Below are 26,290 nucleotides of genomic sequence, written 5' to 3'. Positions count from 1 at the left end.
GACGCCGTCGCGGACACTTCGTCACGCGTAGAGGGAGAACCCGTGAAGGTCGGCTGCATCGGACTCGGCGACATCGCGCAGAAGGCATACCTCCCCGTCCTGGCCGCTCTCCCCGGGGTCGAACTCCACCTCCAGACCCGGACGCAGGCGACCCTCGACCGGGTCGCCGAGGCCCACCGCGTGCCGTCGCCCCAGCGCCACACCGACCTCGACTCGCTGCTCTCCGCAGGCCTCGACGCCGCCTTCGTGCACGCGCCGACCGGTGTGCACCCGGAGATCACCACCCGGCTCCTCCAGGCCGGCGTACCGACGTACGTCGACAAGCCGCTGGCGTACGAATACGCCGACTCCGAGCGGCTCGTGGAGCTCGCCGAGGCGCGCGGGGTGAGCCTGGCCGTCGGCTTCAACCGCAGGCTCGCCCCCGGCTACGCCCAGTGCCTGGACCACCCGCGCGAGCTGATCCTCCTGCAGAAGAACCGCGTCGGACTGCCCGAGGACCCGCGCACCCTGGTCCTGGACGACTTCATCCACGTCGTCGACACCCTGCGCTTCCTGCTGCCCGGGGAGGTCGAACACACCGACGTACGGGCCCGGATCCGCGGCGGGCTCCTGCACCACGTGGTGCTCCAGCTCTCCGGCGACGGATTCACCGCCATCGGCATGATGAACCGGATGAACGGCTCCACCGAGGAGATCCTGGAGGTCTCCGGCCAGGACACCAAGCGTCAGGTCCTCAACCTGGCGGACATCGTGGACCACAAGGGCCAGCCGACGGTCCGCCGGCGCGGGGACTGGGTGCCCGTGGCCCGCCAGCGCGGCATCGAGCAGGCGGTCCTCGCCTTCCTCGACGCCGTACGGGAGGGTCGGACGCTCAGCGCCCGCGACGCCCTGCGGACCCACGAGCTGTGCGAGCGCGTGGTGCGCGAAGCTCTGACTCAGGCCTCCTGAGCGCGCCCATGCCCTCGGCCGCGCAGAGCGCGGCCAGCGCGGTCAGGGCCAGGTACAAGGGCCAGTCGCCGTACCGGACATAACCCGTCGACGTCTTCGAGAGCGGTACGTCGTACACCGCGGCGGCGCTCCGGTCGGTGCCCAGCGGCCGGCCGATCCGGCGCCCGTCGGGGCCGTACGCGGTACTGATGCCGGTCAGCGTCGCGTGCACCATCGGGCGGCCGGTCTCCGCCGCGCGCAGCGCCCCCAGCGAGGCGTGCTGCGCGGGCGCCCAGCTGTCCTGGAAGGTCGAGGTCGCCGACTGGGCGACGAGCAGGGCGGCGCCGTCGCGGACGAGGCGCCGGCTCATGTCGGGGAACGCGGACTCGAAGCAGACCAGCGGACCGATCCGCAGCGCGGGACGACCACCCTCGGCGGGCACGGTCATCACCACCGGCTCCGTACCGCGCCGCCGGTCCTCGTTCGCGGCCTTGCCGAACGAGGTCACCCAGCCGAGGACCGGACGCGCGGGGATGTACTCGCCGAACGGCACCAGCCGCATCTTGTCGTACCGGTCGCCGGTCGGTCCGTCCGCGCCGATCAGGACACTGCTCTTGAAGATGCCCGGCCGGTCGGAACGGCGGGCGTCCACATTGACGAGGATCGGCGCGTCCACGGCCCGGGACAGGGCGGTCAGCCGCTGCGCGAGGTCGGGACGGGCGGACAGGTCGGAGCCGACGCTGCTCTCACCCCACACGACGAGGTCGACGTCCCGGCCCGCGAGCTCCCGGGTGAGCTCCTCGCCACGGGCGAACCTCCGCTCCGCGCCTCCCGATCCGTCGTGGACCCCCGGCTGGACGACGGCGATCCGTGCCGTGCCCTGCTCGCGGGGCGGGCCGACACCCCACCAGACCGTGGCCACCACGAGGGCGCACACCACGAGGCCGACCAGCGCCGTGAGCCGTACGGCGGTCGCCGACACCACAAGGAGGGCCACCGCGGTGTTGACGGCCACCACGAGCAGGGACACCAGCCAGACGCCACCCACGGAGGCGAGCCGCAGCGCCGGGCCCACCTGCCACTGACTGGCGCCGAGGAGGCCCCAGGGCCCGCCCAAGCCCTCCCAGGAGCGCACGAGTTCGATGATCAGCCAGCCCGAGGGGACGACCAGCATCGCGGCCGCGGCGCGCGCTGCGGACCGGTCGTCGCCGAGCATCGCCCGCACCAGCCAGCCCCACGGCAGCCACAACAGCCCGAGCAGCGCGGCGACCACGAGGATGAAGACGTGCAGGCTCGGCATCAACCACTGGTGCACGGCCAGCATGAACCCGACGCCGCCCAGCCAGCCCTCCAGGCCCGCCCGGCGCGCGGTGGGCGCGGTGCGCAGGAGCAGCAGCCAGGGGACGAGCGCGAGGTAGGCGAACCACCAGAGGCCGGGTGCGGGGAACGCGAGCGCGGGCAGCGCACCACACAGCACCGCGCCCACCGCGCGGACGGCACGCTGGAGCGTGGGGGCGGTGGGGCGCGCGGGGGAGGGCGCGGAGGCGGGTGCGGCCGGGTGCGCGGGGGAGCCGGCGGCGCGCCGGGGCGTCGTCGCGGCGGTGCGGGCGGCGTCGGCACCGCGACCACCACGACGGCCGAACGGATTCCGCATGCCGCGTCGCCTCCCGGTGTCGCCTCCAGTGTGCGCCGTACGACGGCCCGCGGCCGTGCCCGCCACGACGGTACGTGAGCTACAGGCGGCGCCACTTCTCCTCGACGACCACGGAGCGCAGCCGCCAGCCGGCGTCCGTGCGGAGCAGGGAGAACGCGTAGCGGCCACCACAGACGAAGTCCTCGCCCGACTCGAACCGCATCGGGTTGACGTAGTCGGCGCGCACGTCCGCGCTGTCGCCCGGGTAGCCCCCGAGGTCCTGGATCCGGACCCGCCGGTTCACGATGAGGTGCTGGCGCACCGGGAAGAGCCGCATCGTCTCGGCGAGCCAGTCGGCGATCTCGCCCACCGGCCCCTCGACACCACCGGAACCTCGGTAGTCGGCGCGGCCGTCGCGGGTGAACAGCGCCCGGTAGCCCGCCCAGTCGGAGTCGTCCACGGCCACCGCGTACCCGGTGACGAGGTCGTCGATGGCCAGCCGGTCCATCACGGTCGCGAGATCCACGCGCTGCGTCATCGCCTCAGTCTCCGGCAGCGGGAGGCGGGCGCCAAGAGCCGTGGGTGGGCATGGTCGGATCCCGGTCATACTTCTCCGCGCCCGGGAGGGGCAGGGGGCGTCCTGTGGATCAGGCCCCTAGGCCGCTTCCCAGCGGTGGGGGCGGCCGCCGCGCCATTCCACCAGGTGGGGGTCGTCGAGGATCATGTCGGCGTCTTCGAGGCCCGCTCGACGCAGGAACTCGACCAGGTCGGTGTCGTTGTGCGCCAGGCCCACGATCTGTCCGCGGACGGTGACGCGCCGCCCGCCGCCGGGGGACGGGCGGTGCACGATGATGGGTGCTTGCCAGGCCATGGTTCCAGGGTGCGGCGCGCACCCGAAGATCGCCCGGCGGCGGGCGGCACCAGGGTCACGGACGGTACGGGCGGTACGGACGGAGCGGGCACGGCGGTACGGGGGTCAGCCCGCGGACTCGCCCGCGTGGGGGCTGAGGACGTCCGTGCCGACCAGGATGAAGAGCAGGATGCCGAGCGCGATCCGGTAGATCACGAACGGCATGAAGCTCTTGGTGGTGATGAACTTCATGAACCATGCGATGACGGCGTAGCCGACGACGAACGCGATGATCGTCGCGAAGACCGTCGGACCCCAGGAGACGTGGCCGCCCTCGGTCGCGTCCTTCAGTTCGAAGACGCCCGAGGCCAGCACGGCCGGGATGGCGAGCAGGAACGAGTACCGGGCCGCCGCCTCGCGGGTGTACCCCATCAGCAGACCGCCGGAGATCGTCGCACCCGAGCGGGAGACGCCCGGGATCAGGGCCATCGCCTGGCAGACGCCGAAGATCAGGCCGTCCTTCACGCCGAGGTCCTTGAGCGTCTTGCGCTCGCGGACGACACGGTGCCGTCCGCCGGCCTCGTCACGGGCGGCGAGGCGGTCGGCGACGCCGAGGACGATGCCCATCACGATCAGCGTGGTGGCGATCAGCCGCAGGTCGCGGAAGGGACCCTCGATGTGGTCCTTCAGCGTCACGCCGAGGACGCCGATCGGGATCGAGCCGACGATCACCAGCCAGCCCATCTGGGCGTCGTGGTCGCTCCGCATCGACTTGTCACGCAGCGAGCGGAACCAGGCGGAGACGATCCGCGCGATGTCCTTGCGGAAGTAGATCAGTACGGCGGTCTCCGTGCCGATCTGGGTGATCGCGGTGAAGGCCGCGCCGGGGTCCTCCCAGCCGGCGAAGGCGGCGGTGAGGCGGAGGTGCGCGCTGGAGGAGATGGGAAGGAACTCCGTCAGCCCCTGGACGAGTCCGAGGATGAATGATTCGAACCAACTCATGGGGCTAGGGCCGTCCCGAATGTGCTCGTGCCGTCAGAAAAGGCGGTCGCGTCTCGGATCGGAGATCAACCGCCGGTCGTTGCGCAGCGTACCGTCCTCAGATGAAGGCCCCGATCCCAGGTCTCGGGTCCCCGGCGCGACGGGCCCCGCCGTCCGCCCTAGGGCGTGTTTCGAAAGTCCCGTCTGACCGGGGACGCCTGGCACGCACTCCCCCGTAGCCCTTCGGGCACGGGAGGGGCCCCCACGCCGCGTTGTCAGTCGTCGGCGCAGCCCGCTGCGCTCTCCTCCCTCCGCCTTGCGATCGCACGCACCAGACGCCCCCGGCCCCGCCCTCCGGGCGGACGACGCTACTTTCGAAACACGCCCTAGCGGGGGTCCCGGGCTCCGGTGGTCTCCAGGGGGCGCATGGGCGCCGGGTCGGCGGCCGAGGCCCGTACGGCCGCCGCGCGGGCCCGGAGGCCGTGACGCTTGCGCCAGGCCACGGCCGCCGCCCCGAGGCCGGAGACGACGATGAAGCCCATCGAGATCAGGAACGCGGGCGAGGTCGGCGAGCCCGCCTCGCTGCCCGCCACCACGTACGCCGCCGTGTTCGGGATCGACCCCAGCCCCGTGGCCAGCAGGAACGGCGTGTACCCCATGCGGGAGACCGCCGCGCAGTAGTTGGCCGCCGCGAACGGCACCCCCGGGAAGAGCCGGATCGCCAGCACCGACCGGAACCCGTGCCGGCTCAGCTGCCCGTCCGCCGCCGTCAGCCAGCGCCCCCGCAGCAGCGGGCGCAGCGCGTCCTGCCCGAGCAGCCGCCCGAGCGTGAACGCGATACCGGCGCCCAGGACCGTCCCGGCCAGCGCGGCCACCAGCCCCGCCTGCGTGCCGAAGAGCGCGCCGGCGGCCAGGTTCAGGATCGGCCGGGGTACGAAGGCCGCCGTGCACACCCCGTACGCCAGTCCGAACAGGATCACCGCCCCCGCGCCGCCGGTCTGGGCCGGCCAGCCCTCCGAGAGCAGCCGCTGTGGCTCGTAGAGCAGGACGACCGTCGCCGCGGCGAGCAGCAGCACGGCGAGCAGGGACAGGCGCGACCAGGGCGACAGCAGAGCCCGGGAGCAGCGGAGCGCGAGGGAGCCCGGCGGCCGGGTGACGGGGTCGAGCATCCGGGGAGACTAACCGAACTACCCGTGTGATCGCCGTAATGTCCGTCATCCGCCGTACTGCCATCACAGGAACGGCGAGCCCTCGGACCGTGAGCCGCCGTACCGTGAGCCGTATGCCGTCCGCGTCGCCCGCCGTCCCCGCCAGCCCCCTCGCCGACACCGTGCTGGGGCGTCTGACCGAGCTGTACCCCGCCGCCGGTGACCCGTTCCGGGCCCAGGAGATGGTCGCGTACATGAAAGGCGTCGCCCCCTTCCTCGGCATCCGCACCCCCGAGCGCCGCGCCCTGTCCCGTACGGTCCTGGACGGCACCCCGCGCCCCGACGAGGACGACTGCACGGCCGTCGCCCTGCGCTGCTTCGCCCTCCCCGAGCGCGAGTACCACTACTTCGCCGTCGACTACCTGCGCCGTCACGTCCGGAGCTGCTCGTCCGGCTTCCTGCCCGTCGCCCGCCATCTGGTGACCACCGAGTCCTGGTGGGACACCGTCGACCACCTCGCCGCCCACGTCGTCGGCGGGCTCGTCGCCGCCGATCCGGCGCTCGCCGCGCGCATGGACGAGTGGATCGACGACGACCTGTGGCTCGCGCGCACGGCCCTGCTGCACCAGCTCCGCTTCAAGGACGCCACCGACACCGAGCGGCTGTTCGCCTACTGCCTGCGCCGAGCCGGGGACACCGACTTCTTCCTCCGCAAGGCCATCGGCTGGGCGCTGCGCGAGTACGCCAAGACGGACCCCGGCGAGGTACGCGCCTTCGTCGCACACCACCGCGCCCGGCTGGCCCCGCTCTCCGTGCGCGAGGCGCTCAAGAACCTCTGAACTCCTCCTCGGGAGAAAACCGTTCGACGTCGGCCGTCCGCTCGGCAAGGATCGTGGACATGTCCCGGTACGCCTTCCTCGCAGCACGGCCCGCAGTCGCGGCCGCGCCGAAGGCTGCCGTTGTCGATTCCACGTTCCTCGCGGTCGCAGTCGCAGTCGCAGTCGCAGCCGCTGCCGCAGTCGCAGCCGCTGCCGCAGTCGACGGCGCCCGAAGCTGACCCTCCCCGGATCGTCCGGCGGACCCCGCAGGGGGAGGGTCGGTCCGGCCCCGGGGTCCCCTCACACGCTTCGAGCTCAAGGAACGAGCGAACCATGCCCAAGACGGCATACGTGCGCACCAAGCCACACCTGAACATCGGCACCATGGGCCACGTCGACCACGGCAAGACCACCCTCACCGCCGCCATCACCAAGGTCCTCAGCGAGCGCGGGACCGGCACCTTCGTGCCGTTCGACCGCATCGACCGCGCGCCCGAGGAGGCCCAGCGCGGCATCACCATCAACATCGCGCACGTCGAGTACGAGACCGACACCCGCCACTACGCCCACGTGGACATGCCGGGCCACGCCGACTACGTCAAGAACATGGTCACCGGCGCCGCCCAACTGGACGGGGCGATCCTCGTCGTCTCCGCGCTCGACGGGATCATGCCGCAGACCGCCGAGCACGTGCTCCTCGCCCGCCAGGTCGGTGTCGACCACATCGTCGTCGCGCTGAACAAGGCCGACGCGGGGGACGACGAGCTGACCGACCTGGTCGAGCTGGAGGTCCGGGAGTTGCTGACCGCGCACGGCTACGCCGGCGACAGCGTGCCCGTCGTCCGGGTGTCCGGACTCAAGGCCCTTGAGGGGGACGCCCGGTGGTCCGGGGCGATCGAGGCGCTCCTCGACGCCGTGGACACGTACGTACCGATGCCGGTGCGCTACGTGGACGCGCCGTTCCTGATGTCCGTCGAGAACGTGCTCACCATCACCGGGCGCGGCACGGTCGTGACGGGCGCGGTCGAGCGCGGCACGGTCCGCGTCGGCGACCGGGTCGAGGTCCTGGGCGCGGACACCGAGACGGTCGTGACCGGTGTCGAGACCTTCGGCAAGCCCATGGAGTCCGCCGAGGCGGGCGACAACGTGGCGCTGCTGCTGCGCGGTGTCGCGCGCGACGCGGTCCGCCGCGGGCACGTGGTGGCGGCGCCCGGCAGCGTCGTGCCGAGCCGGCGGTTCACCGCCCAGGTGTACGTCCTGTCGGGCGCGGAGGGCGGGCGCACCACCCCCGTCGCCACGGGCTACCGGCCGCAGTTCTACATCCGCACGGCGGACGTCGTCGGCGACGTCGACCTCGGTGAGGCGGCGATCGCGCGCCCCGGCGACACGGTCACCATGACCGTCGAACTGGGCCGTGACGTCCCGTTGGAGGCCGGTCTCGGCTTCGCGATCCGTGAGGGCGGGCGCACGGTCGGCGCCGGCACGGTCACGACCGTGGACTGAGCCCTGAGCCCTGAGCGCCTCCCGCGTCGGAGGCCCGCATTCCGCACCCCGCGGAATGCGGGCCCTCCGACGCCTGCCGGGGCGTGGGCCCGCCGCCCGACCGGAGGCGGTGGGCGACGGGCGGGCACAATGAGGGGGTGAACGAGGACAGCGCGGGCGGGCACGCGGGCGTGGAAGCCGGCGGCGAGGGCGGGGACGAGGTCGACGAGCGGATCCCCGTCGTCCGTGACGTCGACGGCGGCACCGCCCGGCTCATGCCGGACATCGACCGGGACCGGGCCTGGCTGCTGACCGTCGACGGCGCGCCCCAGTCGTACGTCGACCTGGACGAGCCCACGCACCTCGAATTCGAGTACGCGCGCCGGCTCGCCCACGTCCTCGACGGCGCGGCCGAGGACGGCGCCGCCCTCGCCGTCCTGCACCTCGGCGGCGGGGCCCTCACCCTGCCCCGCTACGTCACCGCCACCCGCCCCGGCTCCCGTCAGGACGTCGTGGAGGCCGACCGGGGTCTCCTCGACCTGGTCGGTACGCACCTTCCGCTGCCCGAGGGCTCCGGAGTGACCGTGCACGGGGCGGACGCGCGGGCCTGGCTGGAGCAGGCCCCCACGGCGTCGGTGAACGTGCTCGTCGCCGACGTCTTCGGCGGATCACGGGTCCCCGCGCACCTGACGTCCGTGGAGTACGCCCGCGAGGCCCGGCGGGTGCTGCGGCCGGGCGGGATCTACGCCGCCAACCTCGCCGACGGCGCGCCCTTCGCCTTCCTCCGCTCGCAACTGGCCACCTTCGCGGCCGTCTTCCCCGAGCTGGCGCTGATCGCCGAACCTGCCGTGCTGCGCGGCCGCCGCTTCGGCAACGCCGTCCTCGTCGCCTCCGACGAGGACATCGACACGGCCCGGCTGGCCCGGCGCACGGCGGCCGACCCCTTCCCCGCGCGCGTGGAGTACGGCGCGAGCCTCACACGCTTCACGGGCGAGGCCCGACCGGTGGCCGACGCGGACGCGGTGCCGTCTCCCGTACCGCCGGACGGGGCGTTCAGCGTCGGGTGACGGTCTCAGGTGACAGGTGACAGGTGACAGGTGACAGGTGACGGTCTCGGGTGACGGGTGACCGTCTCGGGGGACGGGGCCCGGGCGGCATGGCGCCGGGGACGGCGCGGCCCGGCCGACGGCGACGGCGGCGCTCCACGCGCCACCGCCGCCAGGCCACGTCACTCCGAGGGCTCGGGCGCCTCCGTCAGGCGGAGGGCGGGGCGAGCCGTACGGTCGCGAGGATCTTCTGGATCGTGGCGTCCGCGAGCTCGTCCTTGACCCCGTCGGCCCCGTAGAGCACGAACGACGAGAAGTCGCCCTTGGCGTTCTTGAAGGAGAACGCGAGGGACTTGCCGTCCGACTCGCACTTGTTCCGCTTCTTGATCCCCGGTGCGGTGGCCGTCGAGACGCTGCCGGTCAGGCCGGACGTCGTGGTGTACGGGACGGCCTTGGTGATCTTGATGGTGCCCTTGGGCATGTGCTGGGCGTAGCCCGCCCACACCCAGTTGCCGGCCTCGTTGTACGCCGCCTCGTCGGTGTTCTTGGCGCCCTGACCGCCCTTGGTGCCGGCGCTGCTCAGGCCCCAGCTCTCCTGGGAGCCGTCCTTGTTCGTGTCGAACGTGCACCACTTGCTCTTGTAGCGCACCGGAGCCGACATCGTGACGACAGGGGAGCCGTCACCCTTCTTCTCGTCCTCGAAGAAGGTGACGCTGCCGGGCTTCAGGAGCTCCCAGTCCGGCGGTACGTCGAACAGCGTGCCGTACTTCGGGTTGTGGACGACCTTCCAGCCCGGGATGGTCGGCTGCAGGTCGGCGTCGTCGCGCGGGTTGTCGATGGAGGGCGACACGGGCGCGGGGCCGGGCGCCGAGCTGGACGTGGAGGCCTTCGGGTCGTCGCCCGCCTTCGTGTTCTTGTCGTCGTCCTTGCCGAGGACGAGGAAACCGGTGACACCTGCCGCGACGACCACGGCGGTCGCGGCGACGATCGCGACCAGGGTCGTCTGCTTCTTCTTGCCGTCGCCCGGTCCACCCGGCCCGCCCTGCGGCGCTCCCGGCACCGCGTACTGCGGCATGGTCGGCTGCTGGTACGGGTTGGGCTGCGGGTAGCCGGGCTGCGCGGGCTGCTGCGGGTAGCCCGGCTGCGTGGGCGGCTGGGCCGGCTGCTGCTGCGGGTACCCGGGCTGCTGCTGATAGCCGGGCTGTTGGTAGGGGTTCGGCTGCTGGTACCCCGACTGCTGGTAGGGGTTCTGACTCTGGTCCTGCGGGTTCTGCTCGCCCCCGGGCGGCTGCTGTCCTGGCCACATGGCCAGTAACCATAGAGGTGTGGCGGGAACGCTGCTACGTCCGCCCCCGTGCGGACGGGGGACGGTGGGGATGGCCATCCGTACTACTCGTGGGTAACATCGCCGCATGAGCGCAGACCAGATGTCCGTCGGCGAGATGCTCGCCGCGACGGTTCCCATGGCCAGGACCCTCAACCTCGAGTTCCTGGAGACCACTTCCGAGCGGGCCGTCGTGCGCCTGCCGGACCAGGCCGACTACCACAACCACGTCGGCGGCCCGCACGCCGGAGCCATGTTCACGCTGGCCGAGTCGGCCAGCGGCGCGATCGTCCTGGCCGCCTTCGGCGACCAGCTGAACCGCGCGGTGCCTCTCGCGGTCACGGCCGAGATCGGCTACAAGAAGCTGGCCATGGGCGTCGTCACCGCCACCGCGACCCTGGGCCGCCCGGCCGCCGAGGTCGTCGCCGAACTGGACGCGGGCGAGCGCCCGGAGTTCCCCGTGCACATCGCGATCACGCGAGAGGACGGCGCGGTGACGGGCGAGATGACCGTCGTCTGGACCCTGCGGCCGAACGGCCAGGGCAAGTAGGGAGTGGGGGCGGGGGGTCTTCCGCCGGACGGTACGGCGCCCACGAAGGCCCCTCCGCCGGACGTCGGCTCCCGGAGAGGGCCCCCTCCGTCGGACCTCGGCGTCGTGCGGGACGACCGTCTCGGCCCTCGTGCCGGCGGTCGGCGTTCAGGCGCCGATGACGACCACGCGCGCCCAGTCGGGCGGCGAGTCCGGGGCGTAGTCGGGGTTGTTCTCGTCGTCCTCGTCGTGCGGCCGAGGACGCCTCGTGCGCGGGAAGAGGCCCACCACCGTCCGGCACCGCGGTGGCGCGCCGGGCCACGCAGCGGGTCGGGGGCGAGACGGCGGAGATCCCGGCGGATCCGGCCGGCGAGTTCCGGGCCACGGGCCCGCGCCGCGGCCCGCAGGTCGACATCGACATCGACGCGCGCGGCGGCACACGCCCCGGTCCAGTCCCCGTCGAGGCGACGAGCGGTCGCTGTCCTGATCATGGAGGGCGGCACGGCGAACTCGCGGACGCGCAGCCAGAAGGACCAGAAGGAGAGGAAGGGAGGGTGGGAATCCTCGTACGCGGGGGGAGTGGTCATCAGCACTCACCTTGCGCGGACGGGACCCCCCAACACTGAACGGTGTGAGTCGTCATCGCGGCGGAGCGTAGCGCGCTCCGCCCGCGACGGACCAGCCATTTACGTGCGCGGGGGCGGCGACCGGCACGCCCTCGGGCAGGGACGGAAACGCCCTCGGGCGGCGACGGCGGGCCCTCCGGTGGCGGCGGGCCGGTCGGCCGCGACCAGGTAGGCTGCCTCGGCGCGCGCGACGCGGCGTGCGCCACGACACGGGAGGATCCGCGTTGCACGTCCAGGAGTGGCTGGAGACGATCCCCGCGGTGGCGATCTACGCGCTGGTGGGAGTGGTGATCGGGCTCGAAAGCCTGGGAATCCCGTTGCCCGGCGAGATCGTCCTCGTCAGCTCGGCCCTGCTCGCCTCCCAGCACGGCGACATCGATCCGTACGTCCTCGGTGCCTGCGCCACCGCCGGGGCGATCATCGGGGACTCGATCGGTTACGCGATCGGCCGCAAGGGCGGGCGTCCGTTGCTCGCCTGGCTGGGCAGGAAGTTCCCCAAGCACTTCAGCGAGGCGAACATCGCGCTGGCGGAGCGCTCCTTCGAGAAGTGGGGCATGTGGGCCGTCTTCTTCGGCCGCTTCGTCGCCCTGCTGCGGATCTTCGCCGGACCGCTCGCGGGCGTGCTGCGCATGCCGTACTGGAAGTTCCTCATCGCCAATGTCTTCGGCGGCATCCTCTGGGCGGGCGGTACGACGGCCGTCATCTACTCGGTGGGCGTCGTGGCCGAGGCGTGGCTCAAGCGGTTCTCGTGGCTGGGTCTGGTGCTGGCGGTCCTGATCGGCGTCACGTCGATGCTGATCCTGAAGAACCGCGCGAAGAAGGCGGCGGCGCAGGCCGGGACGAAGGCGGAGCCGCAGGCGGGGCCGACTGTTGATCCGACGCCGGTGTCGGTGGGCGACTGACCCTCTGCTCGCCGGGACTCCGCCGGGGACTCGCCGGAGACCGGCCGGGGACTCGCCAGGACTCGCCGAGGAACGAAAAGGCGCGACGGCCGTGAACGGCCGCCGCGCCTGTCGCTGTCCGTCCTCGGGCTCGTGGCGGGCCCGAGCTTCCCGACCCGAGTGTCCGGGGTCCCGCCTCAGTTCTCGAACGCCTCCGCGTGGCCCTTGGCCAGGTGGAGGTACATCTCCGCGTTGAGGCGGATACCCGCCTGCTCCTCCTCCGTCAGCGGGCGCCGCACCTTGGCGGGGACGCCTGCGACCAGCGAACCCGGCGGGATCTCCATCCCCTGCGGGACGAGCGCCTGCGCGGCGATGAGCGAGCCGGCGCCCACCCGGGCCCCGTTGAGGACGGTGGCGCCCATGCCGACCAGGACGTCGTCCTCGATGGTGCAGCCGTGCACGGTCGCGTTGTGGCCGACCGTCACCCGGTCGCCGATGGTGACCGGGAAGCCGGGGTCGACGTGGACGGTGCAGTTGTCCTGGATGTTCGAGTCCTCGCCGACGACGACGGGACCGCAGTCCGCGCGGAGCACCGCGTGGTACCAGACACTGGCGCGGGCGCCCAGCGTGACGTCACCGAGCACCACGGAGGTCGGCGCGGTGAAGGCGGTCGGATCCACCTGGGGCTCCTTGCCGCCCACGCCCTTGATCAACGCCTCGGTCATCGTTCGCTCCTGATCGCTCGTGATCTCTGAAGACTGCGTCACGCCCTGCCGGGCAATGTAGCCGCAGCCCCATGACGGACATCACAGGGCACCCCCCTGATCAGGTACGACGGCGACGACTACGGTGTCCGCGTGCCCAGGAACAGAAACACGTTCTCCTCCCTCACCGCCTGGCGGCGCCGCGTTCTCGCCCGGGCCGTCCAGGGCGGGTGGCGCTGGGTGCAGGAGACCGGCGCGGTGACCGCCGAGAGTCCGGGGCGGCTGCGCTTCCGGCGCCTCGGCGCGGGCACCCGGCTCGCGTTCCCGCAGGGCACGGTCTTCGGTGAGCAGTGGATCGAGATCGGCGAGCACTGCATCATCGCCGAGCAGGTCACGCTCACCGCGGGCATGCTGCCCGGGCTCGACCTCGGCCCGGCGACGGTTCTGACCCTGGGCGACGGCGTCGTACTGGGGCGCGGCAGCCACGTCATCGCCGACACCCGGGTGACCATCGGCTCGGACACGTACTGCGGTCCGTACGTCTACATCACCTCGACCAACCACAGTTACGACGACCCCGACGAGCCGGTCGGCCGGCAGTGGCCGCGCTCCGAGCCGGTCGAGATCGGCAGGGGCTGCTGGCTGGGCACGGGAGCGGTGATCCTGCCGGGAGCCCGACTCGGCCGCAACGTGGTGGTCGCGGCGGGCGCGGTCGTACGGGGTGAGGTGCCCGACCACTCGGTGGTGGCCGGTGCCCCGGCGAAGGTCGTCCGCAGCTGGGACCCGGAGCGCGGCTGGCAGCCGCCGCTGCGGACCCCTGCGCCCGTGCCGATCCCCGACGACCTGACGCCCGAGCAGCTGGCCGGGCTCGCGCAGCTGGACCTCACGGAGAGCTGAGCCGCGAGCCACGCCTCCGCGCGGCCGGCCGTCCCGTCGGCCGTCCGGCAACCGGCGGTCGGCCCGGCCGTCCAGGTAACGAGCGGTCAGCCCGTCAGCCCAACAGTCCGGCCGTCCAGGTAACCAGCGGTCAGCCCGTCAGCCCGTCAGCCCGTCAGCCCGTCAGTCAGGCCGTCCCGGTAACCAGCGGTCAGCTCCTCAGCCCCTCGGCTCCTCAGCCCGTCGCGAGAAGCACCGTGCCGACCAGGGCCAGGCTCGCGCCCGCCGCCTGGACGGCGCGCAACCGTTCCTTCAGCACCCCGCGCGCGGCGAGCGCCGTGATGACCGGGTAGAGGTTGGCGAGGACGGCCGCCACGGTCACCGGGCCGTTCTGCGCCGCGAGGGAGTACGTACCGTTGGCGGCGACGTCCGCGAGGCCGACGAAGGCGAGGGCGGGGAGGGCGGCCCACACGACCCTCATCCCGGCGCCGCCCTCCGGCAGGGCCCGCCCGCCGCGCTTCACCGAGACGTACAGCGCGCCGCCGCCCACCGCCACGTTGGTCACCCGCTGGACGAACAGGGCGAGGAAGAGGCCCGTCAGCGTCGAGGACGCCTCGGCGATCAGCGCCATGACCGAGCCGAAGCCGAAGGCCGCGACGAGGGTGAGGAGCACGGCCTGACGCTGCACGGGCGCGCCCCGCAGTTCCGGTCCGCCGGCGAGGAGGACGCCGACGATCGCGACACCGATGCCCGCGAACTGGAGCAGCCCCGGGCGGTCGCCGATGAGCAGTCCCACCGAGACGGGCACGACGACACCGAGCGAGCCGAGGGGGGAGACGACGCCCATCGGGCCGAGCGCCAGGGCCTTGTAGAAGCAGAGCATCGCGACCGGACCGACGACGCCCGCCGCGACGGCGTACCAGAGCTGGGGGCCGGCCTCGGTCCAGCCGCCGGTGGCGACCACGAGGGCGCCGAGGACGACCACCGCGACGGTCTGCGAGGCGACGACCACCGTGAGGGCGGGCATCCGCCGGGTGAGGAGCCCGCCGCCGAAGTCGGCCAGGCCCCAGAGCAGGGCGGTGGCCAGGGCGAACAGCGCAGTCATGGGTCCTCGCAGGGGGGCGGTCTCGCAGTACAGTGCGGTGGACAGCTGGTGCACCGCGGTAGACCCCACCGTAGTTCAGCTTGTTGGACTATGTCATCCAAAATATTGGACGGAATGTGTCGGACCTCGATCAGCTCACGCAGTCGCTCGCGCGGAACCTGAAGCGGTGGCGCAAGGAACGTGGCTTCACGCTGGACGCGCTCGCCGTACGGGCCGGCGTCAGTCGCGGCATGATCATCCAGATCGAGCAGGCCCGGACGAACCCCAGCGTCGGTACGACCGTGAAGCTCGCGGACGCGCTCGGCGTCTCGATCACCACCCTCCTCGACTACGAGCAGGGTCCGCAGGTCCGCCTCGTCCCGCCCGACCAGGCCGTCCGCATGTGGTCCACCTCCACGGGCAGCCACACCACGCTGCTCGCGGGCACGGAGGCGCGCGGCCCGCTGGAGCTCTGGTCCTGGACGCTGATGCCCGGCGACGGCAGCGCGTCCGACCCGCACCCCGACGGCACGACGGAGCTGCTGCACGTCACGGCCGGTGAGCTCACCCTCGTCGTGGAGGGCGAGGAGCACCGCATCCCGGCCGGTACCTCCGCCGTCTTCGAGGCCAACGTGCCGCACGCGTACCGCAACGACGGCACGGAGCAGGTCGAGATGACCATGGCCGTCTCCATCCCGCCCGCACGCTGAGACGCCCGACGCCGTCCCCGCCGACTGTTGTTAGCGTGGCCGGCATGCGCGCACCCCTCGGAGACTTCGACAACGCCGTTCCCGCCCCCGAGTGCCTGGACCGGCTCACGGAGCCGGTCGCCGCGGCCGTCCGAGCCTGGCGGGGGACGGTCCCGGCGGAGCAGCTGCTGTACGTCGACACCGACCCGGAGATCGCCGACACGGCCGCCTTCGTCGAGCACCACGGCCGTGACCTCCTCGACGCGTCGGCGAACTGCGTGATCGTCGCCGGGAAGCGCGGCGAGGAGACGACTCTGGCCGCCTGCGTGGTCCGCTCGGCCACCCGCGTCGACGTCAACGGAGTGGTCCGCCGGCACCTGGGCGCGCGCAAGGCACGGTTCGCGGACATGGACACGGCGACCGGCGAGAGCGGCATGGAGTACGGCGGGATCACCCCGGTCGGCCTCCCGGCGAGCTGGCCCCTCCTCGTGGACGCGACCGTCGTCGACACCGCGTGGGTCCTCGTCGGCAGCGGCCGCCGCCGGGGCAAGCTGATCGTCCCCGGCAAGGCCTTCGCGGAACTGCCCGGCGCCGTCGTCCTGGAGGACCTGGGCGTGGCGTGAGCCGCGCCGTCGGTGGGGCGTGACCTCCGCCGTCACTGGCGTGAGCCCGCCGTCAGGGACGTGAGCCCGCCGTCACTGGCGTGAGCCCGCCGTCAGGGGCGTGACCCCCGCCGTCACTGGCGTGAGCCCGCCGTCAGGGGCGTGAGCCCCGCCGTCAGCCGAGGTCGGGCCGGGGGTCGAGCAGCGGGATCTCGATGGCGGGGCAACGGTCCATCACCATGTCCAGCCCCGCCTCCCGGGTCCGCGCGTAGGCGTCCTCGTCGATCACGCCGAGCTGGAACCACACCGCCTCGGCCCCGACGGCCACGGCCTCGTCGGCGACCTGCCCGGCGAGTTCGCTGTTGACGAACACGTCGACCACGTCGACCGGGAACGGGATCTCGGCGAGCGACGCGTATCCCTGCTCCCCGTGCACCGTCTCCGCCTTCGGATGCACGGGCACGACCCGCTTGCCGTAGCGCTGGAGCACCGCGGCGACGCCGTAGGCCGCGCGTGAGCGGTTCGACGACAGGCCCACGACCGCCCAGGTGTCGCCCGTGGCGGTCAGGATCTTCTTGACCGTGTCCGACTCGGTGGTGGACGTCTCGACGCTCATCTGCTGCCTCCTGTGGCTCGTCGCTGTGCACAACGAGCCGCGACCACCGGTGATTCCCGGTGTGGGGAGGTCCCGGGTGCCCTCCCGGGACGGGGGCGCCGTGCCGGGCGCATAGGGTGGCGGGATGCAGGAGCAGTACCGCACGCTCGCCCGCGAGGGTGTGCACGAGACCGAGATCAACCGCTCGCGCTTCATCTGCGCGCTCGCGCCGGTGGCCACCGAGCAGGAGGCCCAGGACTTCGTCGCGCGCGTCCGCAGGGAGCACCCGACGGCCAGCCACAACTGCTTCGCGTACGTCGTCGGCGCCGACGCCTCGGTCCAGAAGGCGAGCGACGACGGCGAGCCCGGCGGCACGGCCGGTGCCCCGATGCTCCAGATGCTGATGCGGCGCGAGGTGCGGTACGTCGCCGCCGTCGTCACCCGTTACTACGGCGGCGTGAAGCTCGGCGCGGGCGGGCTGATCCGGGCGTACGGCGGTGTGGTCGGCGAGACCCTGGACGCGCTCGGCACCCTCACCCGGCAGCGCTACCGCCTCGCCACGGTCACCGTCGACCACCAGCGCGCGGGCAAGCTGGAGAACGACCTGCGGGCGACCGGCGGGAACGTACGCGACGTGCGGTACGGCGAGGCCGTCGCCATCGAGATCGGCCTTCCGGACGCGGACGTGGAGGCCTTCCGGGCCTGGCTCGCGGACGCCACGGCCGGCAGCGCGAGCCTGGAGCTCGGCGGCGAGGCGTACGGCGATGGGTGAGCGGTCGGTCGGCGAGATCGGCGTCTCGTCGATTCATGTGGTGCCTGCGGCGGCGAGCCCTGCGGCTCCGGCCGTCCGCGCCGCCCCCGCGTCGTCCCCCCTCCCCGAGGTCGCCCGATTCTCCGAACCCGTGCCCGTTGTCCGACCCCACCGATACGCTCCTGGATCATGAGATTCCTGCACACGTCGGACTGGCACCTGGGGCGGTCGTTCCACCGGGTGAGTCTCCTCGACGCCCAGGCCGCGTTCCTGGACCACCTCGTGGCCACGGTGCGCGCGCGTGACGTGGACGCGGTCCTGGTCGCCGGGGATGTCTACGACCGTGCCGTGCCGCCGCTCGCCGCCGTCGAGCTCTTCGACACCGCCCTGCACCGGCTCGCCGACGCCGGAGTGCCGACGGTCATGATCTCCGGCAACCACGACTCGGCCCGCCGCCTCGGCGTCGGCGCCGGGCTCATCGAGCGGGCCGGCATCCACCTCCGGACGGACCCGGCCGGCATCGGCTCGCCCGTCGTCCTCGCCGACGCGCACGGCGAGGTCGCCCTGTACGGACTGCCGTATCTGGAACCGGCCCTCGTGCGCGAGCGGTTGGGCGCCGCGCGAGGCGGACACCAGGCGGTGCTCTCCGCCGCCATGGACCGGGTCCGCGCCGACCTCGCCACCCGTCCCGTCGGCACCCGCTCGGTCGTCCTCGCGCACGCCTTCGTCGCCGGCGGCGAACCGAGCGACAGCGAGCGGGACATCACCGTCGGCGGTGTCGCCGCCGTGCCCGCCGGGGTCTTCGACGGCGTCGACTACACGGCCCTCGGTCACCTGCACGGCAGCCAGACCGTCACCCCGCGCGTCCGCTACTCCGGCTCGCCCCTCGCGTACTCCTTCTCCGAGGTCCACCACCGCAAGACCATGTGGCTGATCGACCTCGGAGCCGACGGCGGGGTCGAGGCGGCCGAGCGGGTCGACTGCCCCGTGCCCCGGCCCCTGGCCCGGATCCGCGGCCGGCTCGAGGACCTGCTGGCCGACCCCGCCCTCGTACGGCACGAGGAGTCCTGGGTCGAGGCGACGCTCACCGACGCGGCGCGGCCCGCCGAGCCCATGGCCCGGCTCGCCGAGCGTTTCCCGCACGTCCTGAACCTGGTCTTCGAGCCCGAGCGCACCGAGAGCGACCCCTCCGCCTCGTACGCGCGGCGGCTCCGCGACCGCACCGACCAGCAGATCGCGGAGGACTTCGTCGCCCACGTGCGCGGCGGCGCCGGACCCGACGAGACCGAACGGACCGTGCTGTACGGCGCCTTCGACGACGTCCGGGTCGACGGGGCCGCCACGGAGCGCGAGGTGGGCGCCCGGTGAGACTGCACCGCCTCTCCGTCACCGCCTTCGGCCCCTTCGGCACCACCCAGCAGATCGACTTCGACGCGCTCTCCACCGCGGGCCTCTTCCTGCTGCACGGCCCCACCGGCGCGGGCAAGACCTCCGTCCTCGACGCCGTCTGCTACGCCCTGTACGGAGCCGTGCCCGGCGCCCGCCAGTCGCCCGGGACCTCGCTCCGCAGCGACCACGCGCCGGCCGGCAGGCAGACCGAGGTCACGCTCGAACTGACGGTGGGGGAGCGGCGGTTGGAGATCACCCGACTCCCCGCGCAGCCACGCCCGAAGAAGCGGGGCGGCGGCTTCACCACGGAGAAGGCCCAGAGCCGGCTCCGGGAGTACGACTCCGGCACGGGCCAGTGGTCCGTGCTGAGCCGCTCCCACCAGGAGATAGGCGAGGAGATCACCCAGCTCCTCGGCATGAGCCGGGAGCAGTTCTGCCAGGTCGTCCTCCTGCCGCAGGGCGACTTCGCGCGTTTCCTGCGGGCGGACGCGGAGGCGCGCGGCAAGCTGCTCGGGCGGCTCTTCGACACCCGCCGGTTCGCCGCCGTCGAGGAACGCCTCGCCGATCTGCGGCGCGCCGCCGAGCAGCAGGTACGGGCGGGGGACGAGCGGCTGCTCGCCCTCGCCCACCGGACGGCCCAGGTCACCGGTGGCGCGGTCGTCGACGAGCGGCCGGGTGAACCGGGACTCGCGCAGGCCGTCCTCACCCAGGCCGCCGTCGCCCGCTCCGAGACGCGCGAGGCCGTCGACATCGCCGGCGCGGCGGTCTCGGCGGCCGAGTCCCGGCAGGCCGCGGCGCGTCGGATCCTCGACGCGGAACGGGAGCTGGCGGCCCGCCAGGCGCGGTTCGCGGAGACCCGGCGCCGACAGGAGGCGCTGGAGGCCGGCAGGCCCGAGCGGGACCGCGCGCAGGCCGTGCTCGACCGCTCGCGCAAGGCCGACCTGGTGGCCCCGGCCCTCGGCCTGCGCGCCGACGCCGAGCGCGACCACGCGGCGGCCCGGACGGCCCGGGAGCAGAGCCGAGGGCGGCTGCCCGCCGAGCTGGCCGACGCCGGCGCGGAGCAGCTGTCCGCCCTGGAGCGGCGGCTGACCGGGGAGCTGGGCGGGCTGGAGTCCGCGCGCCGCGCGGAGCGGCGAGGCGCCGAGATCGCGCGCGAGCGCGCCGAGTTGGCGCGGCAGGCCCGGGCGGACGAGGACATACTCCAGGACACGAGCGGCTGGCTCAGCGGCTGGGAGTCCCGCAGGGGCGAACTGGCGGCTCGGATCGAAGCGGCCCAGGAGGCCGCCGCCCGTGCCGAGCACCTCGCGGGCCGCCTCGAACCGGCCCGTCGCCGGCTGGCCGCCGCGCGCCGCAGGGACGCGCTCGCCGAGCGGACGGCCACCGCCGAGTCCCGACTGACCGCCGCCCGCGAGCGCCGCAACGAAGCCCACGAGAGCTGGCTCGACGTCAAGGCGCGCCGCCTCCAGGGCATCGCCGCCGAGCTGGCCGCCGCCCTCACCCCCGGCGACCCCTGTCAGGTCTGCGGCTCCGCCGACCACCCCGACCCCGCCCGCACGGGCGCCGACCACGTCGACCTGGCCACCGAGGACGCCGCGTACGCCGCCTTCACCCGCGCCGAGGAGGACCGTACGGCGGCCGAGCGCGACACGGCCGCCACCGCCGAGGCGTGGGCGGCCGCCCGCGCGGAGGTCCAGGCGGGCGCCGACCCCGAGACCGAGCCGACGGTCGGCGAACTCGCCGCCGAGGCGGAGGAGTTGGCGCATCAGTACGCCGAGGCGCACGGCCTCGCCGCCCAGACGCACGGCGCGCGGGAGACCCTCGCGCGGGCCGAGCGCGAGTACGAGAGCCGGGTGGGCGCCCAGCGGGACGCCGAGCGGCGCGTCGCCGCGCGGACCTCCCAGCGGGAGGCGCTCGACCGGGAGCAGACGGCCGTGGACGCCGAAGTGGCCCGGGGACGCGGCGAGTCCGCGAGCGTCGCCGAGCAGGCCTCGCGGCTCGAGCGGAAGATCGCCATCCTGATCGACGCCGCCGCGACCGTACGGACCGTGGAGCTCACCGCGCAGCGCCTGAAGGAGGCCGACGGCCGGCTCGCCGACGTCGCGTTCCGGGCCGGATTCGAGACGCCCGCCGAGGCCGCCGCCGCACTCCTGCGGGACGGCGAGCACCGCACGCTCCAGCACCGCCTCGACGCCTGGCAGGCGGAGGCCGCCGCCGTCGCCGACCGGCTCGCCGAGCCGGAGACCCGGGCCGCCGCCGAACGCCCGGCCGCCGACCCGGAGGCCGCCGAAGCCGCGTACACCGCCGCCGAACGCGCCCTGCGTGACGCCACCTCCGCCCTCGCCGCCGTCCGCGAGCGCGGCACGGAGCTGGCCCGGCTCTCCCGGCAGGCGGACGCCGAGGTCCGCCGCCTCGGACCGCTGCGCGCGGAGTACGACCGGGTCGCCCGGCTCGCCGGACTGACCGCCGGCACCTCCGCGGAGAACGAGCGGAAGATGCGCCTGGAGTCGTACGTCCTGGCCGCCCGCCTCGAACAGGTCGCCGCCGCCGCCACGGCCCGGCTCCAGCGGATGTCCTCCGGCCGCTACACCCTCGTCCACTCCGACGCCCGGTCCGGAGGCAAGCGGGCCGGTCTCGGCCTGCACGTCGTGGACGCCTGGACGGGCAACGAGCGGGACACCGCCACGCTGTCCGGAGGCGAGACCTTCTTCGCCTCGCTGGCCCTCGCCCTCGGACTCGCCGACGTGGTCACGGACGAGGCCGGTGGCGTCCGGCTGGACACCCTCTTCATCGACGAGGGCTTCGGCAGCCTCGACGACCAGACGCTCGACGAGGTCCTGGACGTCCTCGACTCCCTGCGCGAACGGGACCGCAGCGTCGGTATCGTCAGCCACGTCGCCGACCTGCGCCGGCGGATCCCGGCCCAGATGGAGGTGGTCAAGGAGCGGCACGGCTCGGCCGTGAGACTCCGTACGGGAGCGGGCGCCGCCGGGACCTGAGCCGCGGGGGCGTGGGGCACGTGGTCCTGGCCGCGGGAGCCCTGAGCTCCGGGACCGAGGGACGCTGTCCCGGGTCAGCGGCTGATCGCGCGCCGGGGGAGGGGCGAGGAGTACACCACGCTCGTGGTCACCGACCCCAGCGCGCCCACCTTGCCGGAGATCTCCTCCAGGTGCTTCATGGACCGGGCGGTGACCTTCAGCACGAAGCAGTCGTCGCCGGTCACATGGTGCGCCTCCAGGACCTCCGGAGTGGCCGCGATCAGATCGTGGAACGGCTTGTAGTTGCCGTTCGGATAGCGCAGCCGGACGAAGGCCAGGATCGGCATCCCGAGCCGCTCCGGGTCGACGACGGCCGTGTAGCCCGTGATCACCCCGGCCTCCTCCAGCCTGCGGACCCGCTCGGTCACGGCGGAGGCCGACATGGACACGGCACGGGCCAGCTCGGTGAAGCCGGCCCGGCCCTGGCTCTGCAGGGCGTCGAGAATGCGCCAGTCGGTGGCGTCCGGGGTGTATCCGGTCAGAGCGGTCATGACGGTGATGGTGCAGGGGAATCCCCGGGCGATCAAGCGATCCCCGGGGAGTTCTCACCGTCCGGGACGTGCGAGGGCGGGAGATCCCACCGTGCGGGAGCCGGGGGATCCCACCGGGCGGCGGACAGGGCGTCCCGCCCGGTCAGAGCCGCGAGATCTCCTCCACGAGATCGTCCAGGCCCAGCGGTCCCTGCGACAGCGCCGCCATGTGCCAGGCCTTCGCGTCGAACGCGTCGCCGTGCGCGGCCCGCGCGTTCTCGCGGCCCAGCAGCCAGGCACGCTCGCCCAGCTTGTAGCCGATCGCCTGCCCCGGCATGGAGAGATAGCGGGTCATCTCGCTCTCGACGAAGGCCGGCGGCCGACTGCTGTGCCGCTGGAAGAACTCCTGCGCCAACTCGGGCGTCCACTGCTCGCCGGGGTGGAACGGCGAGTCGGCCGGGATCTCCAGACGCAGGTGCATGCCGATGTCGACGATCACCCGGCAGGCGCGCATCATCTGGGCGTCCAGGTAACCCAGGCGGCGCTCGGCGTCGGGCAGGAAGCCCAGCTCGTCCATGAGGCGCTCCGCGTAGAGCGCCCAGCCCTCCGCGTTGGCGCTGACCCCGCCGATCGTCGCCTGGTAGCGGGAGAGCTGGTCGGCGACGTGCACCCACTGGGCGATCTGCAGGTGGTGGCCCGGCACGCCCTCGTGGTACCAGGTCGACACCAGGTCGTACACCGGGAAGCGGGTCTGGCCGTCGACCGGCAGCCAGGTGCGGCCGGGCCGGGAGAAGTCCTCCGAGGGGCCGGTGTAGTACGGCGCGGCGGCGCCGCCCGGCGGGGCGATGTGCGACTCCACCTTCCGTACCCGCTCGGCGAGTTCGAAGTGGGTGCCGTCCAGGGCCTCGATCGCCTCGTCCATCAGCCCCTGCAGCCAGACCCGTACCTCCTCGACGCCCTCGATGTGGGTGCCGTGGACGTCGAGGTGGGCCAGGGCCTCCCACGGGTCGGAGCCGGGCAGGATGCGGTCCGCCTCGGTGCGCATCTCGGCGTACAGGCGGTGGTACTCGGACCAGCCGTACGCGTACGCCTGGTCGAGGTCCAGGTCGGTGCCGTTGAAGTAGCGCGACCAGCGCCGGTAGCGCTCGCGGCCCACCGTGTCGGGGGCGCCGGCGACGGCCGCGGCGTACACGTCGCGCATCCAGTCCCGCAGCGCGACGACCGCCTCGGTGGCGCCGCGGGCCGCCGAGGCCAGCTCCGTACGCAGCTCGGGGCCGAGGGAATCCGGCCCGGTGGCCGCGAACTCCTCGAACCAGCCACGGTCCCCGGCGTCGCCCCCGCCCGCCCACTCCGTCAGCTGGCCGACGAAGGTCGCGGTCGCCCGGGGGCCGCCCAGCAGCTTGCGCTCCAGGCCGAGCGCGAGGGAGGCACGGTAGCCGTCGAGCGCCGCGGGGACTCCGCGCAGCCGCCGGGCGACGGCCTCCCAGTCCTCCTCGGTCTCGGTCGGCGCCACCGTGAACACCATCCGCACGCTGTGCGCGGGGGAGCGCATGTTGCTGACCGCGCAGAGGCCCTCGTCGGCCTCGTGGACGGCGAGTTCGGCCGTCAGGCGCTCCCGCAGCAGCCGGGCGCAGCGCCGTTCGGCGTCGCTGTCCGCGCCCGGGAGCCGTTCGGCCTCGTCGAGCCGCGCGAGGGTACGGCGGGCGAGCTCGGCCACCTCCTCCTGACCGGCCGGTGAGAAGTCGGGAAGGAGGCCGGCGCTCGCTGCGACTCCCAGGTATGTACCGGTGATCGGGTCGAGCTCGATGAGTGCGTCGACGTAGCTGTCGGCGACCTGGCGGGGCAGCGCGCTGCTGGAAGTCTCTGGCATGGGGGCCATCCTCGTGCCTTCACGGTCCTCGCGTCATCCTCAATCGATCTCATGAGGCTGACAAATGAGCGCCCGGGAGGACGGTCCGCCGACCCCCGGGGGGAGAGCCCGTCGGGGATCTACGCGGGTCACCGAGCGTATGTGCTCGACGGACGGGCCGAACAGTTCGCGCCGGTGTGGGCGCGTTCCGACCGGGCGCCGGGTATCCGGCCCCCGACAGAGTTTGGCCGGATCCCGTCGGAGGTCTTGCCCCGGCGGGCTCCGGGCGCCGCGCCCCACCTCGGCGGTGAGCCCGTGGAGGGGGCCCCGGGCGCCGTTGCCCAGGGGCGGAGAAGGGGCGGTCTGGCCGGGCCGGGTGAGGCGGATCCGGCCACCTTCTGTCCGGCGTCCGAATTCGGCCCGGCGTCGAGGGGCGCCCGCCGTGACCGCATGTAGGTCCTCAGCGCTCGCCCAGCGGCAGGCGGTGGCGCGGGGCCGCCGGCGCCGTCGCGAGACGGGCGGTGATGACCAGGGTGCCGTCCTCGATCTGGTAGTCGAGGGGGAGGTTCAGGGCGCGCATCGCGGCCACCATGCCGGTGTTGGACGACTGCGTCACCGCGTAGACGCTCGCGCAGCCGGCCTCGACGGCCATCGCGACCAGCCGTCCGAGGAGTTCGGCGCCGATACCCCGGCGCTGCCAGTCGTCCTCGACCATCAGGGCGACCTCCGTCTCGTCGCCGTCCCAGAGCAGATGGCCGAGGGCGACCAGCCGGCCGGAGGCCGTCTGGACGGCGAGGGTGCGGCCGAAGCGGGGGCTCAGGAGGTGGTCGAGGTAGCGGTCGGCGTCCCCGACCGGGCCGTGGTAGCGCAGGGCGAGCGTCCGGGGGGAGCAGCGGTCGTGCATGGCGCGCGCGGCGACGAGGTCGCGCTGGTCGGCGCGTCGGACGGTGATCTCGTTGCCCTCGGGCAGGGTGAGGACGTCCTGGCTGCGCGGGATGCGCGGGCCGAGGCGGGCGTCGAGCTCGACGAGCGCGCGGGCGCGCGCGAACTCGGTCGGGGTGAACGGCAGATGGGGTCGCTCGATGGTGAGCACGCCGCCGTTCGGGTCGCGCAGGCGCATCACCGTCTCCTCCAGGACGCCCTCCACCGGGGCGGTCTCGCCGGTGGGGCGGCCGCTCAGGGAGACGGCGGGCAGGGAGTGGATCCGGCAGCGGCCGAGGAGCTGGCGCAGGGCGAGGGGGAGTTCGGCCGCGTCGAGCGCGGTACGGGTGGCGAGGCCGAGGAGCCGGGTGGGGGTGTCCACCAGGTCGTGGGCGTCGGCCCGCTCGATCCAGGTGCTCCGGCCACCGGCCGTGGCGATGGCCCGGGTCAGGTCGGCGGCCTGGAGTCCGGCGGGGGCGCGGAGCAGGAACTCGTCGACGGTGCCCACGGCGAGCGGGTGGGTCTGGAGCGTCAGGATGTCGACCTCGTGGCGGGCCAGCGCCGTGCACAGCGCGGCGAGGCTGCCCGGGGTGTCGCGGACCGTGGTCCGCATCCGCCACAGGGAGGTCTCGACGGGGGCGCGACGATCGTCGGCGCCGCCGGACGACCCGTCGTGTGCGGGGACGTCGGCGCCCGGCGACAGCGGGGTGGGCCCGCTGCCACCGGGATGGGCGGCGGGCGGCGCATGGCTGTGGCGCCTGGCCCACCAGGTGTGGAAGGTCGCCGTGGCGATCAGCGCGATGGCGGAGAACACGAGCATGTACGGGCCGTCGGCGCCGCGGACGACGGTCTTGGCGATCGTGTCGGCCACCACCACGGCCGTGAAGAGGGCGGCGAGTTCGATGAGATCCCGCCGCCAGTGGTGCGGGCGGCGGGCGGTCTTCGCGGAGGTCACATCGGTCATGACCTCACTGTGACCCAGTGGTGTTGCGTGATCACGAACGCTCTGTGACTGGCGGGTTAAGCGCCGATCTGGGGGTTTACTGGCTGGTTTCGACCGCTTGTGTCATCTCCTGACCG

The 26,290-nt window shown here is 73.5% G+C and carries 25 protein-coding genes and 1 pseudogene; 12 read left to right on the top strand and 14 right to left on the bottom strand.

Annotation, left to right across the window (positions count from 1 at the left end):
- Positions 1-42 precede the first annotated feature (42 nt).
- Positions 43-948 carry a Gfo/Idh/MocA family protein gene (locus tag ACIPPS_RS15265; RefSeq protein WP_401431211.1) on the top strand — a complete coding sequence of 302 codons (906 nt, stop codon included), beginning with the start codon at positions 43-45 and terminating at the stop codon, positions 946-948.
- Here ACIPPS_RS15265 and lnt read toward each other — a convergent pair.
- From lnt to ACIPPS_RS15240, 5 genes are all read right to left on the bottom strand, one after another.
- Positions 872-2,581, bottom strand: a complete 1,710-nt coding sequence (lnt, locus tag ACIPPS_RS15260; RefSeq protein WP_401431209.1) for an apolipoprotein N-acyltransferase — start codon at positions 2,579-2,581, stop codon at positions 872-874. The genes ACIPPS_RS15265 and lnt overlap by 77 nt on opposite strands.
- Positions 2,582-2,660: 79 nt before the next feature.
- Complete coding sequence (locus tag ACIPPS_RS15255) at positions 2,661-3,098, bottom strand: nuclear transport factor 2 family protein (RefSeq protein WP_401431206.1); 438 nt, start codon at positions 3,096-3,098, stop codon at positions 2,661-2,663.
- 117 nt (positions 3,099-3,215) lie between these two features.
- Positions 3,216-3,431 carry a hypothetical protein gene (locus ACIPPS_RS15250; RefSeq protein ID WP_401431203.1) on the bottom strand — a complete coding sequence of 72 codons (216 nt, stop codon included), beginning with the start codon at positions 3,429-3,431 and terminating at the stop codon, positions 3,216-3,218.
- A gap of 105 nt (positions 3,432-3,536) precedes the next feature.
- Positions 3,537-4,412 (bottom strand): undecaprenyl-diphosphate phosphatase, encoded by an 876-nt coding sequence (locus tag ACIPPS_RS15245; protein ID WP_401431201.1) that lies wholly within the window; start codon positions 4,410-4,412, stop codon positions 3,537-3,539.
- A 365-nt stretch (positions 4,413-4,777) separates the two neighbouring features.
- Positions 4,778-5,560, bottom strand: a complete 783-nt coding sequence (locus tag ACIPPS_RS15240) for a TVP38/TMEM64 family protein (protein ID WP_401431198.1) — start codon at positions 5,558-5,560, stop codon at positions 4,778-4,780.
- A gap of 113 nt (positions 5,561-5,673) precedes the next feature.
- Between ACIPPS_RS15240 and ACIPPS_RS15235 the strand changes: the two genes are divergently transcribed.
- From ACIPPS_RS15235 to ACIPPS_RS15225, 3 genes are all read left to right on the top strand, one after another.
- Positions 5,674-6,378 (top strand): DNA alkylation repair protein, encoded by a 705-nt coding sequence (locus ACIPPS_RS15235; RefSeq protein WP_401431196.1) that lies wholly within the window; start codon positions 5,674-5,676, stop codon positions 6,376-6,378.
- Positions 6,379-6,690: 312 nt separating this feature from the next.
- Positions 6,691-7,860 carry an elongation factor Tu gene (tuf, locus tag ACIPPS_RS15230; RefSeq protein ID WP_401431193.1) on the top strand — a complete coding sequence of 390 codons (1,170 nt, stop codon included), beginning with the start codon at positions 6,691-6,693 and terminating at the stop codon, positions 7,858-7,860.
- A gap of 254 nt (positions 7,861-8,114) precedes the next feature.
- Complete coding sequence (locus ACIPPS_RS15225; protein WP_401431443.1) at positions 8,115-8,906, top strand: spermidine synthase; 792 nt, start codon at positions 8,115-8,117, stop codon at positions 8,904-8,906.
- A 187-nt stretch (positions 8,907-9,093) separates the two neighbouring features.
- Here ACIPPS_RS15225 and ACIPPS_RS15220 read toward each other — a convergent pair whose 3' ends face one another.
- Complete coding sequence (locus tag ACIPPS_RS15220) at positions 9,094-10,191, bottom strand: hypothetical protein (protein ID WP_401431190.1); 1,098 nt, start codon at positions 10,189-10,191, stop codon at positions 9,094-9,096.
- A gap of 106 nt (positions 10,192-10,297) precedes the next feature.
- Here ACIPPS_RS15220 and ACIPPS_RS15215 point away from each other — a divergent pair, with 106 nt between their 5' ends.
- On the top strand, positions 10,298-10,759 hold the full coding sequence (locus tag ACIPPS_RS15215) for a DUF4442 domain-containing protein (RefSeq protein WP_361597477.1): 462 nt from the start codon (positions 10,298-10,300) through the stop codon (positions 10,757-10,759).
- Between the two features lie 147 nt (positions 10,760-10,906).
- Here ACIPPS_RS15215 and ACIPPS_RS15210 read toward each other — a convergent pair whose 3' ends face one another.
- Positions 10,907-11,029, bottom strand: a complete 123-nt coding sequence (locus ACIPPS_RS15210; protein ID WP_401431463.1) for a hypothetical protein — start codon at positions 11,027-11,029, stop codon at positions 10,907-10,909.
- A 29-nt stretch (positions 11,030-11,058) separates the two neighbouring features.
- Positions 11,059-11,325, bottom strand: a pseudogene (locus ACIPPS_RS15205) (hypothetical protein); the annotation flags it as partial.
- Positions 11,326-11,588: 263 nt separating this feature from the next.
- Here ACIPPS_RS15205 and ACIPPS_RS15200 point away from each other — a divergent pair.
- Positions 11,589-12,266, top strand: a complete 678-nt coding sequence (locus ACIPPS_RS15200) for a DedA family protein (RefSeq protein ID WP_401431187.1) — start codon at positions 11,589-11,591, stop codon at positions 12,264-12,266.
- Between the two features lie 176 nt (positions 12,267-12,442).
- On the opposite strand, the gene ACIPPS_RS15195 is transcribed toward ACIPPS_RS15200, so the two are convergent.
- Entirely contained in the window at positions 12,443-12,970 is a 528-nt protein-coding gene (locus ACIPPS_RS15195) for a gamma carbonic anhydrase family protein (protein WP_401431184.1), read from the bottom strand.
- Between the two features lie 132 nt (positions 12,971-13,102).
- On the opposite strand from ACIPPS_RS15195, the gene ACIPPS_RS15190 reads away from it, so the two are divergent.
- A complete protein-coding gene (locus ACIPPS_RS15190; RefSeq protein WP_401431181.1) occupies positions 13,103-13,846 on the top strand; it encodes an acyltransferase in 744 nt (247 codons plus the stop codon).
- Between the two features lie 214 nt (positions 13,847-14,060).
- Here the strand turns inward: ACIPPS_RS15190 and ACIPPS_RS15185 are convergent, their stop codons facing one another.
- Positions 14,061-14,930 carry an EamA family transporter gene (locus tag ACIPPS_RS15185; protein WP_401431179.1) on the bottom strand — a complete coding sequence of 290 codons (870 nt, stop codon included), beginning with the start codon at positions 14,928-14,930 and terminating at the stop codon, positions 14,061-14,063.
- Between the two features lie 116 nt (positions 14,931-15,046).
- Here ACIPPS_RS15185 and ACIPPS_RS15180 point away from each other — a divergent pair, with 116 nt between their 5' ends.
- Positions 15,047-15,619: a helix-turn-helix domain-containing protein gene (locus ACIPPS_RS15180; protein WP_401431176.1), complete on the top strand. Its 573-nt coding sequence runs from the start codon at positions 15,047-15,049 to the stop codon at positions 15,617-15,619.
- A 44-nt stretch (positions 15,620-15,663) separates the two neighbouring features.
- On the top strand, positions 15,664-16,221 hold the full coding sequence (locus ACIPPS_RS15175; RefSeq protein ID WP_401431174.1) for a YbaK/EbsC family protein: 558 nt from the start codon (positions 15,664-15,666) through the stop codon (positions 16,219-16,221).
- A gap of 154 nt (positions 16,222-16,375) precedes the next feature.
- Here the strand turns inward: ACIPPS_RS15175 and ACIPPS_RS15170 are convergent, their stop codons facing one another.
- A complete protein-coding gene (locus tag ACIPPS_RS15170; RefSeq protein ID WP_401431172.1) occupies positions 16,376-16,816 on the bottom strand; it encodes a CoA-binding protein in 441 nt (146 codons plus the stop codon).
- A gap of 124 nt (positions 16,817-16,940) precedes the next feature.
- Between ACIPPS_RS15170 and ACIPPS_RS15165 the strand changes: the two genes are divergently transcribed.
- The 3 genes from ACIPPS_RS15165 to ACIPPS_RS15155 all read left to right on the top strand — a co-directional run bounded on the left by ACIPPS_RS15165 (position 16,941) and on the right by ACIPPS_RS15155 (position 21,931).
- The gene (locus tag ACIPPS_RS15165) at positions 16,941-17,567 is read left to right on the top strand and encodes a YigZ family protein (RefSeq protein ID WP_401431170.1); all 627 of its coding nucleotides are present in this window, start codon (positions 16,941-16,943) and stop codon (positions 17,565-17,567) included.
- 168 nt (positions 17,568-17,735) lie between these two features.
- Positions 17,736-18,914, top strand: a complete 1,179-nt coding sequence (locus ACIPPS_RS15160; protein ID WP_401431167.1) for an exonuclease SbcCD subunit D — start codon at positions 17,736-17,738, stop codon at positions 18,912-18,914.
- Positions 18,911-21,931 carry an AAA family ATPase gene (locus tag ACIPPS_RS15155; RefSeq protein ID WP_401431164.1) on the top strand — a complete coding sequence of 1,007 codons (3,021 nt, stop codon included), beginning with the start codon at positions 18,911-18,913 and terminating at the stop codon, positions 21,929-21,931. Before ACIPPS_RS15160 ends, ACIPPS_RS15155 begins: the two co-directional genes overlap by 4 nt.
- A gap of 74 nt (positions 21,932-22,005) precedes the next feature.
- On the opposite strand, the gene ACIPPS_RS15150 is transcribed toward ACIPPS_RS15155, so the two are convergent.
- From ACIPPS_RS15150 to ACIPPS_RS15140, 3 genes are all read right to left on the bottom strand, one after another.
- Positions 22,006-22,461: an Lrp/AsnC family transcriptional regulator gene (locus ACIPPS_RS15150; protein ID WP_401431161.1), complete on the bottom strand. Its 456-nt coding sequence runs from the start codon at positions 22,459-22,461 to the stop codon at positions 22,006-22,008.
- A 142-nt stretch (positions 22,462-22,603) separates the two neighbouring features.
- Positions 22,604-24,310, bottom strand: a complete 1,707-nt coding sequence (locus ACIPPS_RS15145) for a DUF885 domain-containing protein (RefSeq protein WP_401431158.1) — start codon at positions 24,308-24,310, stop codon at positions 22,604-22,606.
- 439 nt (positions 24,311-24,749) lie between these two features.
- Positions 24,750-26,174 carry a GNAT family N-acetyltransferase gene (locus tag ACIPPS_RS15140; RefSeq protein ID WP_401431155.1) on the bottom strand — a complete coding sequence of 475 codons (1,425 nt, stop codon included), beginning with the start codon at positions 26,172-26,174 and terminating at the stop codon, positions 24,750-24,752.
- Positions 26,175-26,290: the final 116 nt, after the last annotated feature.

The sequence above is a fragment of the Streptomyces sp. NPDC090127 genome (genome assembly GCF_044746945.1).
GTDB lineage: Bacteria > Actinomycetota > Actinomycetes > Streptomycetales > Streptomycetaceae > Streptomyces.
Note: the sequence above shows the minus strand (reverse complement) of the source record. Positions and strands in the feature narration are given on the sequence as shown.

What these genes read in the sequence shown, in the direction of transcription:
- ACIPPS_RS15225 (WP_401431443.1), top strand. Translation starts at nt 8,115, where the DNA reads ATGCCGGACATCGACCGGGACCGGGCCTGGCTGCTGACCGTCGACGGC.
- ACIPPS_RS15245 (WP_401431201.1), bottom strand. Translation starts at nt 4,412, where the DNA reads ATGAGTTGGTTCGAATCATTCATCCTCGGACTCGTCCAGGGGCTGACG.
- ACIPPS_RS15255 (WP_401431206.1), bottom strand. Translation starts at nt 3,098, where the DNA reads ATGACGCAGCGCGTGGATCTCGCGACCGTGATGGACCGGCTGGCCATC.
- ACIPPS_RS15170 (WP_401431172.1), bottom strand. Translation starts at nt 16,816, where the DNA reads ATGAGCGTCGAGACGTCCACCACCGAGTCGGACACGGTCAAGAAGATC.
- ACIPPS_RS15220 (WP_401431190.1), bottom strand. Translation starts at nt 10,191, where the DNA reads ATGTGGCCAGGACAGCAGCCGCCCGGGGGCGAGCAGAACCCGCAGGAC.
- ACIPPS_RS15140 (WP_401431155.1), bottom strand. Translation starts at nt 26,174, where the DNA reads ATGACCGATGTGACCTCCGCGAAGACCGCCCGCCGCCCGCACCACTGG.
- ACIPPS_RS15150 (WP_401431161.1), bottom strand. Translation starts at nt 22,461, where the DNA reads ATGACCGCTCTGACCGGATACACCCCGGACGCCACCGACTGGCGCATT.
- ACIPPS_RS15235 (WP_401431196.1), top strand. Translation starts at nt 5,674, where the DNA reads ATGCCGTCCGCGTCGCCCGCCGTCCCCGCCAGCCCCCTCGCCGACACC.
- lnt (WP_401431209.1), bottom strand. Translation starts at nt 2,581, where the DNA reads ATGCGGAATCCGTTCGGCCGTCGTGGTGGTCGCGGTGCCGACGCCGCC.
- ACIPPS_RS15185 (WP_401431179.1), bottom strand. Translation starts at nt 14,930, where the DNA reads ATGACTGCGCTGTTCGCCCTGGCCACCGCCCTGCTCTGGGGCCTGGCC.
- ACIPPS_RS15215 (WP_361597477.1), top strand. Translation starts at nt 10,298, where the DNA reads ATGAGCGCAGACCAGATGTCCGTCGGCGAGATGCTCGCCGCGACGGTT.
- ACIPPS_RS15195 (WP_401431184.1), bottom strand. Translation starts at nt 12,970, where the DNA reads ATGACCGAGGCGTTGATCAAGGGCGTGGGCGGCAAGGAGCCCCAGGTG.
- ACIPPS_RS15165 (WP_401431170.1), top strand. Translation starts at nt 16,941, where the DNA reads ATGCAGGAGCAGTACCGCACGCTCGCCCGCGAGGGTGTGCACGAGACC.
- ACIPPS_RS15250 (WP_401431203.1), bottom strand. Translation starts at nt 3,431, where the DNA reads ATGGCCTGGCAAGCACCCATCATCGTGCACCGCCCGTCCCCCGGCGGC.
- ACIPPS_RS15175 (WP_401431174.1), top strand. Translation starts at nt 15,664, where the DNA reads ATGCGCGCACCCCTCGGAGACTTCGACAACGCCGTTCCCGCCCCCGAG.
- ACIPPS_RS15160 (WP_401431167.1), top strand. Translation starts at nt 17,736, where the DNA reads ATGAGATTCCTGCACACGTCGGACTGGCACCTGGGGCGGTCGTTCCAC.
- ACIPPS_RS15145 (WP_401431158.1), bottom strand. Translation starts at nt 24,310, where the DNA reads ATGCCAGAGACTTCCAGCAGCGCGCTGCCCCGCCAGGTCGCCGACAGC.
- tuf (WP_401431193.1), top strand. Translation starts at nt 6,691, where the DNA reads ATGCCCAAGACGGCATACGTGCGCACCAAGCCACACCTGAACATCGGC.
- ACIPPS_RS15240 (WP_401431198.1), bottom strand. Translation starts at nt 5,560, where the DNA reads ATGCTCGACCCCGTCACCCGGCCGCCGGGCTCCCTCGCGCTCCGCTGC.